The 15,882-nt window shown below is 70.3% G+C and carries 23 protein-coding genes and 1 pseudogene; 14 read left to right on the top strand and 10 right to left on the bottom strand.

The window, feature by feature from the left end; genetic code table 11:
* From E1267_RS36590 to E1267_RS36565, 7 genes and pseudogenes are all read left to right on the top strand, one after another.
* Window positions 1-279: ATP-binding protein (locus E1267_RS36590; RefSeq protein WP_342774936.1), on the top strand; the 279-nt coding region annotated here is incomplete at its 5' end.
* A complete protein-coding gene (locus E1267_RS48130) occupies window positions 276-419 on the top strand; it encodes a response regulator transcription factor (protein ID WP_425465120.1) in 144 nt (47 codons plus the stop codon). The genes E1267_RS36590 and E1267_RS48130, both read left to right, overlap by 4 nt.
* Window positions 407-613: pseudogene (locus tag E1267_RS48125) on the top strand (response regulator transcription factor); the annotation flags it as partial. The gene E1267_RS48130 and the pseudogene E1267_RS48125, both read left to right, overlap by 13 nt.
* A 29-nt stretch (window positions 614-642) precedes the next feature.
* Window positions 643-960, top strand: a complete 318-nt coding sequence (locus tag E1267_RS36580) for a DUF3140 domain-containing protein (RefSeq protein ID WP_132339688.1) — start codon at window positions 643-645, stop codon at window positions 958-960.
* Window positions 961-963: 3 nt separating this feature from the next.
* Window positions 964-1,314 carry a nuclear transport factor 2 family protein gene (locus E1267_RS36575; RefSeq protein ID WP_132339687.1) on the top strand — a complete coding sequence of 117 codons (351 nt, stop codon included), beginning with the start codon at window positions 964-966 and terminating at the stop codon, window positions 1,312-1,314.
* Between the two features lie 37 nt (window positions 1,315-1,351).
* Complete coding sequence (locus E1267_RS36570; RefSeq protein ID WP_132339685.1) at window positions 1,352-1,564, top strand: hypothetical protein; 213 nt, start codon at window positions 1,352-1,354, stop codon at window positions 1,562-1,564.
* 166 nt (window positions 1,565-1,730) lie between these two features.
* The gene (locus tag E1267_RS36565) at window positions 1,731-2,669 is read left to right on the top strand and encodes a beta-ketoacyl-ACP synthase III (RefSeq protein ID WP_132339683.1); all 939 of its coding nucleotides are present in this window, start codon (window positions 1,731-1,733) and stop codon (window positions 2,667-2,669) included.
* A 76-nt stretch (window positions 2,670-2,745) separates the two neighbouring features.
* Here E1267_RS36565 and E1267_RS36560 read toward each other — a convergent pair whose 3' ends face one another.
* On the bottom strand, window positions 2,746-3,348 hold the full coding sequence (locus E1267_RS36560) for a TetR family transcriptional regulator (protein WP_220449847.1): 603 nt from the start codon (window positions 3,346-3,348) through the stop codon (window positions 2,746-2,748).
* A 66-nt stretch (window positions 3,349-3,414) separates the two neighbouring features.
* Here E1267_RS36560 and E1267_RS36555 point away from each other — a divergent pair, with 66 nt between their 5' ends.
* Window positions 3,415-4,677, top strand: a complete 1,263-nt coding sequence (locus tag E1267_RS36555; protein ID WP_220449846.1) for an FAD-dependent oxidoreductase — start codon at window positions 3,415-3,417, stop codon at window positions 4,675-4,677.
* A 136-nt stretch (window positions 4,678-4,813) separates the two neighbouring features.
* The gene (locus E1267_RS36550) at window positions 4,814-5,254 is read left to right on the top strand and encodes a VOC family protein (protein ID WP_132339679.1); all 441 of its coding nucleotides are present in this window, start codon (window positions 4,814-4,816) and stop codon (window positions 5,252-5,254) included.
* 18 nt (window positions 5,255-5,272) lie between these two features.
* Here the strand turns inward: E1267_RS36550 and E1267_RS36545 are convergent, their stop codons facing one another.
* Window positions 5,273-5,578 carry a hypothetical protein gene (locus E1267_RS36545; protein WP_181957893.1) on the bottom strand — a complete coding sequence of 102 codons (306 nt, stop codon included), beginning with the start codon at window positions 5,576-5,578 and terminating at the stop codon, window positions 5,273-5,275.
* Between the two features lie 152 nt (window positions 5,579-5,730).
* Between E1267_RS36545 and E1267_RS36540 the strand changes: the two genes are divergently transcribed.
* Window positions 5,731-6,681, top strand: coding sequence for a fatty acid desaturase family protein (locus E1267_RS36540; RefSeq protein ID WP_246064484.1), 951 nt, complete (start codon window positions 5,731-5,733; stop codon window positions 6,679-6,681).
* Between the two features lie 30 nt (window positions 6,682-6,711).
* On the opposite strand, the gene E1267_RS36535 is transcribed toward E1267_RS36540, so the two are convergent.
* Window positions 6,712-6,930, bottom strand: a complete 219-nt coding sequence (locus E1267_RS36535; protein WP_132339677.1) for a hypothetical protein — start codon at window positions 6,928-6,930, stop codon at window positions 6,712-6,714.
* Between the two features lie 68 nt (window positions 6,931-6,998).
* Here E1267_RS36535 and E1267_RS36530 point away from each other — a divergent pair, with 68 nt between their 5' ends.
* From E1267_RS36530 to E1267_RS36515, 4 genes are all read left to right on the top strand, one after another.
* Window positions 6,999-8,123 (top strand): sensor histidine kinase, encoded by a 1,125-nt coding sequence (locus tag E1267_RS36530; protein ID WP_246064483.1) that lies wholly within the window; start codon window positions 6,999-7,001, stop codon window positions 8,121-8,123.
* Window positions 8,120-8,788 (top strand): response regulator, encoded by a 669-nt coding sequence (locus E1267_RS36525; RefSeq protein ID WP_132339675.1) that lies wholly within the window; start codon window positions 8,120-8,122, stop codon window positions 8,786-8,788. The genes E1267_RS36530 and E1267_RS36525 overlap by 4 nt, the downstream gene beginning before the upstream one ends.
* Window positions 8,789-8,971: 183 nt before the next feature.
* Window positions 8,972-10,222, top strand: a complete 1,251-nt coding sequence (locus tag E1267_RS36520; protein ID WP_132339673.1) for a cytochrome ubiquinol oxidase subunit I — start codon at window positions 8,972-8,974, stop codon at window positions 10,220-10,222.
* Between the two features lie 9 nt (window positions 10,223-10,231).
* On the top strand, window positions 10,232-10,972 hold the full coding sequence (locus E1267_RS36515) for a cytochrome d ubiquinol oxidase subunit II (protein WP_132339671.1): 741 nt from the start codon (window positions 10,232-10,234) through the stop codon (window positions 10,970-10,972).
* Window positions 10,973-10,996: 24 nt separating this feature from the next.
* Here the strand turns inward: E1267_RS36515 and E1267_RS47465 are convergent, their stop codons facing one another.
* From E1267_RS47465 to E1267_RS36480, 7 genes are all read right to left on the bottom strand, one after another.
* The gene (locus tag E1267_RS47465) at window positions 10,997-11,128 is read right to left on the bottom strand and encodes a hypothetical protein (protein WP_281283734.1); all 132 of its coding nucleotides are present in this window, start codon (window positions 11,126-11,128) and stop codon (window positions 10,997-10,999) included.
* 30 nt (window positions 11,129-11,158) lie between these two features.
* Window positions 11,159-12,091, bottom strand: coding sequence for a nucleoside hydrolase (locus E1267_RS36510; protein ID WP_132339669.1), 933 nt, complete (start codon window positions 12,089-12,091; stop codon window positions 11,159-11,161).
* A gap of 129 nt (window positions 12,092-12,220) precedes the next feature.
* Complete coding sequence (locus E1267_RS36500; RefSeq protein ID WP_220449845.1) at window positions 12,221-13,396, bottom strand: PucR family transcriptional regulator; 1,176 nt, start codon at window positions 13,394-13,396, stop codon at window positions 12,221-12,223.
* 64 nt (window positions 13,397-13,460) lie between these two features.
* Window positions 13,461-13,661 (bottom strand): EF-hand domain-containing protein, encoded by a 201-nt coding sequence (locus tag E1267_RS36495; protein ID WP_132339667.1) that lies wholly within the window; start codon window positions 13,659-13,661, stop codon window positions 13,461-13,463.
* A 32-nt stretch (window positions 13,662-13,693) separates the two neighbouring features.
* Window positions 13,694-13,927, bottom strand: coding sequence for a hypothetical protein (locus tag E1267_RS36490; protein ID WP_132339665.1), 234 nt, complete (start codon window positions 13,925-13,927; stop codon window positions 13,694-13,696).
* A 277-nt stretch (window positions 13,928-14,204) separates the two neighbouring features.
* Complete coding sequence (locus E1267_RS36485; RefSeq protein ID WP_132339663.1) at window positions 14,205-15,494, bottom strand: hypothetical protein; 1,290 nt, start codon at window positions 15,492-15,494, stop codon at window positions 14,205-14,207.
* Window positions 15,495-15,628: 134 nt separating this feature from the next.
* A partial coding sequence (locus E1267_RS36480) for a hypothetical protein (protein ID WP_220449844.1) occupies window positions 15,629-15,882 on the bottom strand: 254 nt, incomplete at its 5' end.

The following is a 15,882-nucleotide window of genomic DNA, read 5'->3' as shown; positions in this document are numbered from 1 at the left end:
GTCGCCGCCTACCGCATCACGCAGGAAGCGCTCACCAACATCGTCAAGCACTCCGGGGCCGATCACGCCGGCATCCGGCTCACCTGGGAGGACCACAACCTCATGATCGACATCACCGACGACGGGCAAGGCGGCGGGCGCGGGCTTCCCCCCGGCGGCAACGGGCTGATCGGCATCCGCGAGCGCGCCGCCGCCTGCGGCGGCGCCGCCACCGCCGGGCCGCGCACCGACGGCCACGGCTTCACGGTGTCCGTACGCCTGCCGCTGGCCCGCCCATGACCGTCCGCGTGGTCGTCGCCGACGACCAGGAGCTGGTCAGGAGCGGATTCGCCATGATCCTCGACGGGCAGCCCGACATCGAGGTGGTCGCCGAGGCGGGCGACGGGGTGGAGGCGGTGGCGAGACCCTGGACGTGCTGACCGCAAGGGAGCGCCAGACGCTCCAGCTGATCGCCCGCGGCCTGTCGAACGCCGAGATCGCCGCGGCCATGGTGGTCAGCGAGCACACGGTGAAGACGCACGTCAGCAACGTGCTGTCCAAGCTGGGGCTGCGTGACAGGGTGCAGGCGGTCATCGCGGCGTACGAGTCGGGGCTGGCCGTTCCTGGGGCGTAACGCGCGGGCCGGCGGGTAGGCGGGGCCCCATGACTGAGGGTTTCGACACCGAGATGTTGTGGGAAGAGTTCCACCGGACGGTCAACATGAACTCCGAGGAGCTGCGTTCGCATCTGCTCGCCGACGCCTCCGACGAGGAGGGTTTCCCGCCCGACCCCGACCTGGGCATCGACGAGCTGGGCCGGGGCGTGCTGCACGTCCTGAGCAAGCGCAAGGGCGACCTGACCAGTGCCGACCTCGATGTGATGCGGCGGGTCGTCGACCTCGTCGAGACGCTGGGCGACAGGACGGACGACGAGTCGCGGCGCGAGCTGATGTCCGTGGGTCACGATCCGTTGAGGGGATAGCAGATGGTCCAGCCGCGCCCGTGGATCGAGGGCTACGTACGAGCCTGGAATTCCAACGATCCCGACGACATCGCCGCGCTGTTCACCGAGAACGCCGTCTACTACGCCGAGCCGTACAGCTCGCCGTGGCAGGGGCGCGACGCGATCATCTCGGAGTGGCTGGCCCGGCAGGACAAGCCGGGTGAGGCCACGTTCGAGTGGCATCCGGTGTGCGTGACGGACGACGCGAGCGTCATCAAAGGAGTCACGACATATCCGGATAAAATCTATAGCAACCTCTGGGTCATCCGGTTCGCGCCGGACGGACGGTGCCGGGAATTCACCGAATGGTGGATGCTGCACGATGTCAAATGATGCAATGGCCCGAACCGTCTTCACCCGAGGAGATCAGTTGAAAGACAACCTCGACCTCGCCGCGAGCGCCCAGCAGCTGGCCGACGCCGCCCCGACGGGATCGATCGACCGCGCCGCCGCCTCGTCCGTGGCCATCACGCTCGCCACGACCCGTGACATCACCGACGCCAGGAAGACGCTGGACGGGCTCACCCCGGCCGAGGTGCGAACGGCGGCGCTCGACCTCTTCGACCGGTTGTCGGCGGACTAGCGGCCCGCACATCCACCATCCGAGGCCCGGGGTCGAACGGGGACACCGGCCGCGATGCCCGCTGCCCCGTCGCTCAGCCCGTCCGCTTCCGTGCACCTCGCACTGGCCGGCGGGTGGTGAGGTGGCCCTGCGGGTTCGCGGTGGGCCGGAGGCTATAGTCCGCCCCATGAATGGATCACGACTCGTCGCCACAGGTCACTACCAACCTGCAAAAATCCTGACAAATGAGGACTTGGCGACCATGGTGGATACCAACGACGAGTGGATCACCCAGCGGGTCGGGATCCGCACCAGACACGTCGCCGGCCCCGACGAGAGCGTGGCCGACCTGGCCTCCCACGCCGCCGCGAAGGCACTGGCCGGCAGCGGGCTCGGTGCGTCCGACATCGACCTCGTCCTGGTCGCCACCTGTACGCAGACCGAGCGCGCCCCCAACGTCGCCTCACGCGTCGCCGCCGCGCTCGGCGTTCCCTCCCCCGCCCTGATGGACGTCGGCGTCTCGTGTTCGGGCTTCACGCACGCCCTGGCCGTGGCCGACCACACGATCCGCGCTGGCGCCGCGACGAACGCCCTGGTCGTGGGCGCGGACAAGATGACCGAGGTCACCGACTGGACCGACAGGACCACGTGCGTGCTGACGGGCGACGGCGCCGGCGCGGCCGTGGTCAGCGCCGCTCCCGAGGCGGAGATCGGGCCTGTCGTGTGGGGTTCGGTGCCGGGGCTCGGCAGGGCCGTACGCATCGAGGGCACGCCGACCCGCTTCTCCCAGGACGGCCAGAGCGTCTACCGCTGGGCCACCACCCAGCTCCCCGCGATCGCGCGGCAGGCGTGCGATCGCGGCGGCGTGTCCCCGGAGGAGCTGGCCGCCGTGGTCCTGCACCAGGCGAACCTGCGCATCATCGAGCCCATCGCCAAGAAGCTTGGCGCGGTGAACGCGATCATCGCCCGTGACGTGGTGGAGTCGGGCAACACCTCGGCCGCGAGCGTGCCGCTGGCCCTGTCGAAGCTGCTCGAACAGGGTGAGGTGCGGCGCGGGGCGCCGATGTTGCTGTTCGGTTTCGGAGGCAACCTGTCCTACGCAGGAATGGTCGTCCACTGTCCCTGACCTCATCCCGGCTCGAACCGCCCTGCGAGCATGTGAGGAGGGCATCGATCCACCGCCCGCGCCCCGCCGCGTGATCTCACGGAACGGGCGCGGTGCGCAGATGGCCGAGCAATTTCTGGATCTCCCGCGCGTAACGCTCGGCGAACTCCGGCGAGGCCGGGTCGTCGTCCCAGACGGCGCGGACGAGCTGGGGGAAGGAGATGCCGGCCGCGGCCATGGAGAACAGCGCCACCAGGACGGCGCCGGGGTCGAGGTCGGCGGGGAACTCGCCGTCCTGCTGGCGACGGCGCAGATGTTCGAGGTCGCGGCGGACGTCGGCCACGAACGCCGGGTCCGGCGGACCGTCGTCCGTGAGCCCCTGCCAGAGCATCAGCCTGCCGTAGTCGCGGCGGGAGGAGTTGGCCCGTACGTAGCCGGCGACCAGTTCGGCGAGCTCGGAGGAGGGATCCGCGAAGGTGCTCTCCTCCACGTGCCATCGTGCGTTCAGCGCCTGGTAGAGACCCTCTTTGCCGCCGAAATAGTACGAGATCAACTGCTTGTTGACGCCGGCGCTGGCGGCGATCTCGCTGACCCGCGCCCCCGCGAACCCCTTCGCGGCGAACTGCTGCAGCGCCGCCTGAAGGATGCGGGCCTTCGTGCGCTCGGGGTCGCGCTGCTTGTCCTCCGGTGCTCGTCTCATGGTTCGGCAGGCTATCATCCATCCGTTTGGTTGACAGATTCATCCAATTGGATGATTATCGCTCTCATGACACCTCACATCGCGATCATCGGTGGCGGGATCGGCGGGCTCTGCCTGGCCCAGGGGCTGCGCAAAGCCGGTCTCGACGTGACCGTTCACGAGCGGGACCGCACCCCCGCCGACCGGCTGCAGGGCTACCGCGTGCACATCGACCCGCACGGCGCCCGCGCGCTGCACGACTGCCTGCCCTCCCACCTGTGGGATGCCTTCCTCGCCACGACAGGACGGGGCGAACAGGACTTCGGCTTCCTCACCGAGCGGCTGGACCTGCTCACGCTGCTCGAAACGCCCAGGGCCGGCGACCCCGCCGACGACCACCACTCGGTCAGCCGCATCACGCTCAGGCAGGTGCTGCTGTCCGGACTGGAGGACGTCGTACGGTTCGGGAAGACGTACGAGCGGTACGAGAGGCTGCCTGACGGGCGGATCCGGCTCCTCTTCGCCGACGGCACCAGCGAGGACGCGGACATCGTGGTCGCCGCGGACGGCGGCGCCTCGCGGGTCCGTGAGCAGCACCTGCCGCACGCCAGGCGGGTGGACACCGGGATCACCACGGTCGCGGGCAAGTTCCCGCTCACCGACGCGACCAGGAAGCTCCTGACCCCGCGGCTGGCCGACGGGCCGAACACCATCATCCCGCCCAGGGGCATGGGCATGTTCACGGCTCCGCACGACCTGGGCGAGGCCGTGACGTACGGCGGGATCGGGGCGACGGAGCACGAGGGTGCGCTGATGGACAACACCAGCAGCTACATCCTGTGGGCGTTCGGCGCGACCGCCGCCCGCTTCCCGACGGATATTTCGGGAATGTCAGGCCGGCAGCTCAAGGGCGCCGTGGCCGGCATGATCAGCTCCTGGCACCCCGACCTGCGCAGGCTGGTCGACACGACCGACGCCGGCACCGTCACCCTGCTGCCGATCCGCACCTCGATCCCGATCGACCCGTGGCCGGCCTCCACCATCACCCTCATCGGCGACGCCATCCACAGCATGACCCCGATGCGCGGCATCGGCGCGAACACCGCCCTCCGCGACGCCCGCCTGCTCTGCGGTGAGCTCGCGCGTGCACTCAGGGGCGGGGGCGACCCGGTCGCGGCCATCGCCCGCTACGAGTCGCGCATGCGCGAGTACGGCTTCGCCGCCGTACGCGACTCGCTGCGCGCGTCCGAACAGTTCATCGGCGACAGCCGGGTGGCGCGCATGGGGTTCAAGACCTTCCTGCGCCTGGTCCAGCGGTTCCCCTCGCTCAAGGCCAAGGTGTTCTCCTAGCCGGCCCTGGAATGGCGGCCGACCCGCATCGGCCATCGGAACTGGGCACCCTCGTGATGTCGAGAACGTGGCGGCTGCTCCGTCCCAGGTACATCAGCGGCCACGACCGGCCGCGTGGAGGAGAAGGAGAACCACCATGGCCATCAGGCGGATGGACAACATCGGCATCATGGTCGAGGACCTCGACGCCGTCATCGCGTTCTTCGTGGAACTCGGCATGGAACTGGAGGGCAAGGCCCTGGTCGAGGGGAGCTGGGCGGCACGTTGCGTCGGACTCGACGACCAGCGGGTCGAGGTGGCGATGATGCGGACCCCGGACGGCCACGGGCGGGTCGAGCTGGCGAAATACCTCATGCCTGAGGCGGTCGGCGGGGTGCCGGAGGACGCCCCGGTGAACACGCTGGGCATTCGCCGCATCATGTTCGCGGTCGACGACATCGACGACGTCGTCGCCCGCGTGTGCGCCCGCGGCGCCCAACTCGTCGGCGAGGTGGTCCGGTACGAGGACGTCTACCGGCTCTGCTACCTCCGCGGCCCCGAGGGCATCGTCGTCGCCCTGGCAGAGGAGCTTCGCTGAAGTCGGTGCCGGTCGCTGTCAGGAGCGCAGCAGGTGGAACAGCTCGACCCTGAGGTGGTGGTGGTCGAGGCCGTCCTGGTCGTGCTCGACCGGGAGCGGACGGCCTTGTGCGTGCAGGGGGTGGCGCAGCGGGTGCCGGGCGTGGAAGCCGGCCAGCCGGCGGTCGAGCTGCGGGTCGTCGAGCCCGGCGACGTCGAGGGGCGGACCGCCGTACAGGCCGGGCTCCTCGCCGCCGGGCAGCCGCTCGGCCGAACCCGTGACGCCCCAGGTCAGGGCCACGACCTCGCGCGCCGCGGGGGTCAGCGGGGTCGTGGCGTAGATCACCCCGCCAGCGTACTGCGGACGTCATGCTTCCGGTTTGGCGACGGATGCGCGATGGTTTAGGCAACTTGCACCGCGAGGTAAGGAGACCTGTGGTCAGTCCTGGCACGCTCGACACTCGGGGCAGCGATTTCGCCCGGCTTTCTCATCGCATCATGGACGCCGGTCTCCTCGACCGGCGTCCCGTTTACTACGCCGTCAGGATGAGCATCGCGGCCGTGATCTATCTCGGCTGCTGGGCGCTGTTCGCCTGGGTGGGCGACTCCTGGCTGCAGCTTCTCGTCGCGGCCGCGATGGCCGTGGTCTTCGCGCAGCTCGGCTTTCTCGCCCACGACCTCGGGCACCGGCAGGTCTTCAGGAAGCGGCGGCCCAGTGACGTCGCGGGGCTGCTGATCGGCAACTTCGGCATCGGGCTCGGCTGGGGGTGGTGGACCAGCAAGCACAACCGGCACCACGCCAACCCCAACCATGAGGACCACGATCCCGACGTGTCCCCCGCCGTGATCGTCTGGTCGGAGGACCAGGTGGCCAAGAGCCGCGGGATTCCCCGTTTCATCGCCAAGCGCCAGGCGTGGTGGTTCTTCCCGCTGCTCACCCTGGAGGCCTGGCACCTGCACGTGGCCAGCGTCAAGGCGCTGCTCAAGCCGGGCGCCAAGCGGCGTACGACCGAGCTGAGCCTGATCGTCGTGCACTTCGTGCTCTATTTCGGCCTGGTCTTCACCGTCCTGCCGCTCGGCAAGGCGCTGGTGTTCCTCGTCGTGCACCAGGGCTTGTTCGGCATCTACCTGGGGCTCTCGTTCGCTCCCAACCACAAGGGCATGCCCGTGCTGACGAAGGAGGACAAACTCGATTTCCTTCGCAAGCAGGTGCTGACCTCGCGCAACGTCAAGGGCAGCTGGTTGACCGACGTGGCGCTCGGCCAGCTCAACTACCAGATCGAGCACCATCTGTTCCCGAACATGCCGGCGCCCAACCTGCGCAGGGCGCAGCCCATCGTGCAGGCGTACTGCGCGGAGATCGGCGTGGACTACCTGCAGACCGGACTCGTGGCGTCGTACGGGCAGGCGCTGCGGCACCTGCACGAGGTCGGGGCCTCGCTCCGATGACCGGCGGGGCGCCCGTCAGCGGGCGCCCGCTCAGTTCGCGCCCTCCTCCAGCCGCTGGCGCAGGCGGTCGCGGCGGCGTTCGAGCTCGGCGATCAGCTCGGTCTGCTCGTCCGCCTGACTGATCATGGCGGAGATCTCCACCTGGTCGGTCGCGCCCATGTCGCGGATCTGGTCGCGGATGTCCTGGTTCTCGGCGCGCAACCGGGCCAGGTCCTCTTCGACCTGCCGGACCTCGTCCTCAATGCTCATCCACCGGCTCTACCCACAGGGACGGCGGCGATTACCCGGCCCTGACCGCGGCGTACAGAATGGGGGCCATGCGCAGGCCGTCGAAGGACACGCTCGTGTCGCTCGTCATGATCGCCGCGGTGCTGGCGGGAGTGACCCTCACCCTGCTGCTGCGCGCCTCCGGCCCGATCAACGCCCTCGACGTCGTGCTGCCGGTCATCGCCGCGGGCGGGGTGCTGCTGCGCGAGCGTTGTCCCGTCGCGGCGCTGGTCATCGTGGTCGCGGCGACGGGCGCCTACTACCCGTGGGCGACGGTCGACGGGCCGCTCATGGCGCTGCCGCTGTTCGCCCTCTACACCGCCGCCGACAAGGGACACCTCACCGCGGCCATCGTCACGGGGGCGGCGGCGCTGCTCGGCATGGGGCTCGGCGAGACCGGCGGGATCAGGCACGTGGACGACAGCGCGTTCCTGATGATCACCGGATGGGTGGTGGCGGCCATCGCGTTCGGCGGCGTCACCCGCAACCGCCGCGCCTACCTCATGGAGGTGCGCCGGCACGCGCTCGACGCCCTGCGCAGCAAGGACGAGGAGGCCATGCGGCGCGCGGGAGAGGAACGGCTGCGCATCGCCAGAGAGCTGCACGACGTGCTCGGCCACAACATATCCATGATCAACGTGCAGGCCGCGGCGGCGCTGCACGGGCTGAGGAAACGACCCGAGGACGCCGAGACGGCGCTGCGTACGATCAAGGACACCAGTAAGGAGACGCTGCGCGAGCTGCGCACCACCCTGGGCGTGCTGCGCCAGGTCGACGAGGACGCGCCGACCGCGCCGGCCGACAGCCTGGCGCGGGTGGACGAGCTGGTCGAGGCCTCCGGGCTGAAGGTAGGCATCGAGCTGTCCGGGCCGCTCGACGCGGTGCCGACCGAGGTCGACTTGGCCGCCGCCCGCATCGTCAGGGAGGCTCTGACGAACGTATCCCGCCATTCGGGCACGAAAGAGGCAACATTGAAGATCAGCAACAGGTCCGGAAATATCGAGATCTGCGTGGAGGATGAGGGGCCGGGCGCCACCTACGAGGGCGGCAGCGGCTTCGGCCTGACGGGCATGCGCGAGCGCGCAGCCCTGCTGGGCGGCATTCTGGAGGCCGGGCCACGCCCCGAAGGCGGATTCCGCGTCACCGCCCGGCTGCCGCTGAAGGGAGTGCGATGATCCGCGTACTGCTCGCCGACGACCAGACCCTGGTCCGCGCCGGGTTCCGGTCGATACTCAGCGACGAGGACGACGTCGAGGTCGTGGGCGAGGCGCCCAACGGCACCGCGGCCGTCCAGCGCGCCCGTGAGCTCAAGCCCGACGTGGTCCTCATGGACATCCGCATGCCCGACCTCGACGGCCTGGAGGCCACCCGCCGGATCGCCCGCGACCCCCGGCTCGAAGGCGTCAAGGTGATCATCCTGACCACGTTCGACCTGGACGACTACGTCTACGGCGCGCTGCGGGCCGGGGCGAGCGGCTTCCTCGTCAAGGACACCGAGCCCGCCGAGCTGATCCACGCCGTACGGGTCGTGGCGAGGGGCGACGCGCTGATCGCGCCGTCCATCACGCGGCGGCTGATCGCCGAGTTCGCCGGCCGGGTCAAGCGCCCGGAGCCGGGTCCCGAGCTCAACGCGCTCACCGAACGCGAGCGCGAGGTCATGGCGCTGGTGGCGGCCGGCTCGTCCAACGACGAGATCGCGGCCCAGCTCGTGCTCAGCCCCGCCACGGCGAAGACGCACGTCAGCCGCATCATGACCAAGCTGTCCGTACGCGACAGGGCCCAGCTCGTCATCATCGCCTACGAAGCCGGCATGATCACCCCGGGCTGGCTGACGCCCTGACCTGCGGGGCACCCCGCACACCCCGAAACAGCGGAAGATGCCCCCCTGCGGGAACAGCCCGCACGCCGAGAACGCGTACGTCCTGAGGGGTACGTGCGGCGGGGTCCGTGCGACCCGGGATGTACGCCAGGTGTCCGCCGGAGCATGACGTCGCCGGGCAAGCCGTACGCGCAGCCTCTCAGCATGGACACCGTCGACCTCGCCCGCCTCCAGTTCGCGATCACGGCGGGCGCGCACTTCCTCTTCGTGGCGCTTACGCTCGGTCTGGCGACCCTGCTGGCGGTCGTCCAGACGCGGGCCACGTTCGGCAACAGCCCCGTGCACCTGCGGATGACGCGGTTCTGGGGCCAGCTCTACATCATCAACTACGCGATGGGCATCGTCACCGGCCTGGTGATGGAGTTCCAGCTCGGGCTGTCGTGGAGCGGGCTGACGGACTACGCGGGCGACGTGTTCGGCTCGGCGCTGGCGATCGAGACGCTGATGGCGTTCTTCATCGAGTCGACGTTCCTGGGGTTGTGGATCTTCGGCTGGAACAAGCTGAACCGGTGGGCGCACCTGGCGCTGATCTGGATCGTGACACTGACCGCGTACGCGTCGGCCTTCTGGATCATGGTGGCCAACGGTTTCCTGCAGAACCCCGTGGGCCACGTGCTGGAGGGCGGCAGGATGCGGATGGCGGACTTCGGGGCGATGGTGGCCAACCCGGCGGCGCAGGTGGCGTTCTGGCACGTCGTCACCGCCGGGATGGTCGTCGGCGGGTTCTTCATGGCCGGGGTGAGCGCGTACCACCTGCGCAGGCGCACCTCCGATCAGGACGTCTTCCGCAAGTCGCTGCGGATCGGGATGGGGGTGGCGCTGCCGGCCGTGTTCGCCACCGCCACGTCCGGCGGGCTGGGGTTCCAGACGATGCAGCCGGCCAAGGCCGCGGCCTGGTCGCGCGACGCGGAAGAGCTCGCCGCGGCGCAGGCCGAGATGGTGGCCGCGCACGGGCCGGGCGACTACCTGCCGCCGGCGGGCTGGGTGCAGGCGAGCGGCACGACGATGCTGCTGCTGTTCGCGCTCATGATGTACTTCCTGCTGCCGAGCTGCCTGCTCATGCTCTTCCGGCCGGTCGTGCGCGAGTTCAGGCTCTGGCACTGGGTGACGACGCTGATGATCCCCGTCCCGTTCGTGGCCATGCTCGCCGGCTGGGCCTTCCGCGAGTTCGGACGCCAGCCGTGGACGGTGTACGGGCTGCTGACCACGTCGGATGCGATGTCCCCGGTGTCGGCGGGGCAGATGCGCTTCTCCGTGGTCGCCTTCTTCACGGTGTTCGCCGTGCTCATCGCCGTCAACACCTGGCTGCTGGCGCGGCACGCCCGCCGCGGGCCCGGCGCCGTGTCGCTCGGCGACCGCCCGATCGAGGCGCCCGTTCCCGCCCCTACCTTCTGAGGAGCCGTCATGGAGATCTTCATCCTGGCCTTCTTCGCGCTGGGCTACCTGGTACTGGCCGGCGCCGACATCGGGGTCGGCATGGCGCTGCCGTACCTGGGCAGGTCTGCGGCGGAGCGGCGCGAGGTGATCGCCTCGATCGCGCCGTTCTTCCTGGGCAACGAGGTGTGGCTGGTCGCCACGGCGGGTGTGCTCGCGGGGCTGTTCCCCCACCTGGAGAGCGTGCTGCTCACCGGGAACCACAGCGTGGTCGTGGTGCTGCTGCTGGCGTGGGTGGTCCGCGACATGGGCCTGTGGCTGCGTGGGCGGATGCCGGGGGCGCGCTGGCAGGCGTTCTGGGACGGCGCGACCGTGGCCGGCAGCTGGGGGCTGGCGCTGAGCTGGGGGTTGCTGCTCGGGAACGTGCTGCTCGGCATCACCGGGCCGTTCGCCGTGCTGCCCGCGCTTGTGGTGACCGTGCTGTTCGGCACCCACGGCCTGACGTTCGCGGCGCTGCGGCTGCGCGGCGAGCTGCGGGCGCGGGCGGCCGTGTTGTCCGGCGGGGCCGGGGAGGGGCGCACGTACGCGCTGACCTCGGCGGCGCTGGTGACGGTCGGGGCGCTGGCCGGGCTTCGGCTCCCGCTGGACCCGGGAAGCGCGGGCACGGTGCTGGTGCCGGTCGTGCTCACCATGATGCCGCTGCTCGTGGCGGCGCAGGCCTGGGTGTGGTGGACGTTCCGGCACCGGGTCACCGGGCCGTCCTACCTGTGATCGTCGCGGGCGCGCTCCGGCGGGTCAGTCGATCCGCTGCGTCAGCCCGCGGAAGTCGCCCACGCCGTCGCCGTCGCCGTCCCTGAACGTCTCGACGTCGAGGCAGTAGACGACGGCGTTCTTCCACCACAGGTCCGAGGTGTACGTCAGTCGCATCCGTGCCCGCTGCCCCCGGCGGGCACGCTGTCACGACAACGCGCGGATCGCGTCCTCGACCATGTCCCAGAAGCGCCCGGCGTCGATCCCGGTGCCGACGCTGGCGTTGGGCGCGCGTCCCAGCGTGTTCAGCAGGTCGACGCTGGTCGCGCCCGCCGTCTCCGTGCCGTGCAGCTCGATGTCGAGCCTGGTGCGCGCCGTGGTCACCACGCCGGGCGCGGCGACCAGCGCCACCGCCACCGGGTCGTGCAGCGGGGCGTCGGGCATGCCCTGGTCGGTTTCGTACGTCGAGTTGAAGAAGTTGAGCAGTTCCACGCCGAACGCAGCCGTCCTGTTGCCGACGGCGTCGACGCGGGCGAGCACGTCGTGGGTGACGAGGGCCTGGTGGGTGACGTTGAGCCCGATCATGGTGAACGGCGGGCCCGCATCGAGCACGATGGCCGCGGCCTCGGGGTCCAGCCAGGAGTTGAACTCGGCGTACGGCGTCACGTTGCCCCTGCCCGTCGACCCGCCCATCCAGACGATCTCGCGTACGCGGGAGAGCCTGTCCGGGTAGGTGCGGGCGAACAGCGCGATGTTCGTCAGCGGGCCGGTCGCGACGATCGTCACCTGCTGGTCCGCTGTGTCGAGCGTGTCCCTGATGAGGTCGATCGCGCCGCGCGGATCCGCCGCCACGGACGGCACGGGCAGTTCGGGCCCGCCGAGCGCGTTCTCCCCGTGGATGGAGCCGGCCGTCGACAACCGGCGTAGGAGGGGTCCGGCGGCGCCGGGCGAGATGGGCACCCCGGCGATCCCGGCGACGTGGGCCGCGACCCTGGCGTTGTACGTGGTCTGGTCGAGCCGCCCGTTGCCGCCTACGGTGGTGATGGCGCGCAGGTCGATCTCCGGGTGCCCGGCGGCCAGCCAGATCGCGAAGACGTCGTCGTGCCCCGGATCGCAGTCCAGAATCACCGGTGTCGGCACGAAAATCCCCCTCTTATACGCCTTTATGGTCATGCTACAAGCATCACGCCGACCGTCTCGTGGAGCCGGGACATGGCCGGGGAGCCCGTCGGCGACACCTGGCACCCGTCGAGAACGGCCGTGCACCGGTCAGGCTCTGACGGCCTGCCTGGCCCTGAGGGCGATCTCCAGCTCGAAGCGGATGTCGGGGTCGGCGAGCTGGTCGCCATAGAGCTCTTCGAGCTGGCGCAGCCGGTAGCGCACGGTCTGCGGGTGCACGTGCAGCCGGGCGGCCACCTCGCCGGCGCCCCTGCCGTGCCGCAGCCAGGCCAGCAGGGTTTCCGCCAGCCGGTCCTGCTGGGTGGGCCGCAGGTGGGTCAGGGGCGCCAGCCGCACCTCGGCCAGCGCGCTGACGAGTTCCTCGTCCTTGAAGACCACCAGCGTGGCCATGTGGTCGGCGCACCGTACGAGCCCGTCCGGCAGGACGCCGCGGCGCGACAGGTCGAGCGCCTCCCTGGCCCACCGCAGCGACGTCGCGGCGGCGGTCAGGGGCACGGCGGGCCCGATGGCGGCCCGGCGCCCGCGCAGTGCCTGGTCGAGCATCCTGGCCTGACCGGGGCCGTTGGGGTCGGGCGCCAGCAGGCACGGCTGCGGCCGATCCATGGCGCTGAGCACGTCGGAGGGGAACGCGAGCGCGGGGCAGGGCCCGAGCCCGTCGTCGAGCGCCACGCAGGCCACCGTCCTGGGCAGCCGCCACCCCGCGGCTCTGGCCAGGTCGGCGATGGCCTCGGCGCTGGCGGGCGGGCTGCTGAGCACGAGGTCGAGCAGGCGGGTGCGGCGGCGCTCGGTCTCGCCGGCGGCGTGCGCCCTGGCCTCGGCGAAGCCCTCGGCCGCCGCGTCGGCGAGCTGGTCGAGGTGGACGAAGATGACCTCGCCCAGGTCGTACAGGTTCTGCGGGGACAACCCGCACGGGCCGGCGAGCTCCGTCAGCCGCCGCCAGCCCACTCTGGCGCCGAGCCGCATCGCCGCCTGAAGCGGCTCCAGGTTGCGGCCCTCGGCCGCCTCTCCCCTGCCGATCATGCGGAACGGCTCGCGGTCCCACGGGGCGTCAGGGTCCTCGACGCGGTCGAGGAAACCCTCGACCGCCTGCTCGACCGCGATCCTGATGACTTTGATGTAGAGCTCGTCCGACGGCCTGGCGTATTCGGGGATTCGGGTCCGGATCTCCTCGATCACCTCGTCGGAGACCCGCCCGATCCCCGGCCTGAGGGCTTTCGCGACGTCCGCGGTGGTACGGCTTTCGCTGCTGTCACTCTTGATGACCATGGTCCCTCCTGCCCCCCATTGTGACCCAGGCGACAAGAGTTGTGTAGCAAGAGCTTGTTTGTTATCACTTCCGAAGGAAGGCGCCGAACTCCTCCACGTCGATCAGGCCGTCGCCGTCCTTGTCGAGCTGCCGCACACCGGCCTGCGCGGCCTCCAGCGTCACCGGCCGGCCGAGCACCTCCATCAGCCGTACGAGCTCGGCCGCGGAGATCTTGCCGTCCTTGTCGGCGTCGATCAGTTCGAAGGTGGTCGCGTAGTCGCTCATGGGTCGCCCTTCTGCCGGGATCCACTGTCGCGTCAGACCTTAGTAGCGACTTGTCGTAGTGCGTCGATGAATGCCACGACTTGCGGTCTCCTGTCGCCTTCTCGCCACGCGATGGCGAGTTCGCCTGGAGGCAGCCCCGTGACCGGCCGGTGGGCCAGCCCCGGCCTGCTGTAGAGCTCGGCGAGGACCGCCCAGGCGTAGAGGATCAGGCGGCGGCGCTCCGAACCGGTGTGCGCGCCCGCGCGCTTGCCGAACGCGGCGAACATCTCCGGCTACTGGAGCGGGAGCAGCAGCTTGAGCCGCAGTGCCTCCTTGACCGCGTCCATGCCCGCCACGGCGCAGGGGGAGGTTGTCCGGGGAGAGGCGTGCCGCATCGCGGAGCGGCATCGTCCGACACGTGCCGTTCCCTTCTGTAGGGGTTTGGGTGGTTCGAGGTCGTAAGATACCGAAGCTCGGCCCCGGACACCCCGCAGGTCACCATGACCCCATGACAACGAGCCGGGCACCGCCTCTGGGAGGCGATGCCCGGCTCGGGACGGACGATCAGGCGGCGTGCAGGTAGATCTGACCGAACACCTCGGACAGGTTCTTCAGGTCCGTGGCCACGTCCACCTCGGGGTTGGCCGGGTCGTAGACGGTGGCCAGGCGGGGGCGGACCGTGCCGAGCTTCTTGAGCTGGTCCCAGGTGGTGTTGGCGGCCCACTGCTCGCCGTACACGCGGTTCACCTGGCCCTGGCCGTCCTGCCAGCGGGTCCACAGGGTGACCGTCTCGGCGGCGTCGTCCTGCAGCGGGGCGGCGACGCGGTCGGTGATGGCCTGAGCCGCCTGCTCCTCGTTCAGCTGGGCGCTGCCGGCGGCGGCGAAGGTGGCGTCCTCGGCGGCGATCTGCGCGTAGGCGTCCCAGGCGCGGGCCCGGACCTGGATCCACTGGTTGCGCTGGGCCTCGGCGGCGTCGATCTTCCAGGTGGCGTACTCCGTGGCCAGGTGGCCGTTGTCCAGGGCCAGCTGGTCGACGAGGCCCTTGGCGAGCCAGGCGCCGATGCGCTCGGGGTCGAGCAGCGGATACTTCTTGGTCATCTCGGTCTTGCAGGCGTCGTTCGAGCCGCAGCCGAAGAGCGGCACCACCGTGTGCGCGGCCAGCTTCTTGCCCGGCAGCAGCCCGCGCAGCGTGGTCGTGGCCTCGGTGACGAACGCGTCCAGCTCCTCGGGGGTGGCGAACGTCTGGGCGTCGGCGCCGAGCTTCGAGGTGAACCTGACCCCCACGATCCCCGGCTGGGCGGCGGCCAGCGCGGCGACCTTCTTGGCGGCCTCCGCGAGCTTGCCCGCCTTGTAGTCATCGGCGAGCTCCGCATCGATCCAGACGCGCATGTTCGTCTGGGAGACGGTCTGCGCGGCCTGGCCCGCCGGGGTCTGTTTGGCGGCGGCCTTCTGCTCGGGCGTGATGCCGCTGCCGTCGACGTAGCACTCCTCGCCGTTCCGGCACTCGGGCGTACCGCCGTCCTCGGCGCCCGGAACGTCCGGCGAACCGCTGTCGTGCGCCTCGCCGTCGCCCTCGGAGTCCGTCGGGCACTCGTTGCCCGGCTGGGTGCAGTCGATCGTGATCGGGTCCATCGGGCCCGCCTCGACCATGTGCTCGCCGTCGTTCTGGAGCCAGAAGTTCGCGATGTCCGCGGCCTCTTCGGGGGTGGCCATCCAGCGGCAGACGACGTACGCGGGGGTGTCGTCGGAGAGGAGGTCGTTGCAGCTCCTCGGATCGTCCTCCGACCACGCGGGCACGCCGATGCCCAGGAGGGAGAGGGCCAGTCCGATGACGAAGAGCTGCCGCAGTCGCATGGCACCTTACTTCCAGGGGGTGATCGTGGGCATTCGCACAATATCCGGACGATCAACAACGTTCAATGAGAAGCAGGTCCTTACTTCACGGGGATTCCGACGCGAAGTAGGCGTTCACGTCATGTTCACCCCGGTCACTCCTCCACCTCGGCCCACGTCCATCCGCCCGGGGCGGCCCGGACCACCCTGGTGCGTCCGGCCGTCACCCTGACCCATTCGGGCCGCTCGGCGGGCTCGCGGTCCTCCTGGGCCAGCGGCACGGGGTCGGTGTCCGCTCCGAAGATCGCGGGCCGCCCGTTCACGGTCACCTGGCCCGCCGGCACGACCGCCCGATCCTCCCTCCTCGGAGCTGCGGACGACGCGGGCGCGACGGCCGGGGCCGCCGGGG

It is taken from the genome of Nonomuraea longispora, from assembly GCF_004348345.1.
GTDB classification, from domain to species: domain Bacteria; phylum Actinomycetota; class Actinomycetes; order Streptosporangiales; family Streptosporangiaceae; genus Nonomuraea; species Nonomuraea longispora.
Note: the sequence above shows the minus strand (reverse complement) of the source record. Positions and strands in the feature narration are given on the sequence as shown.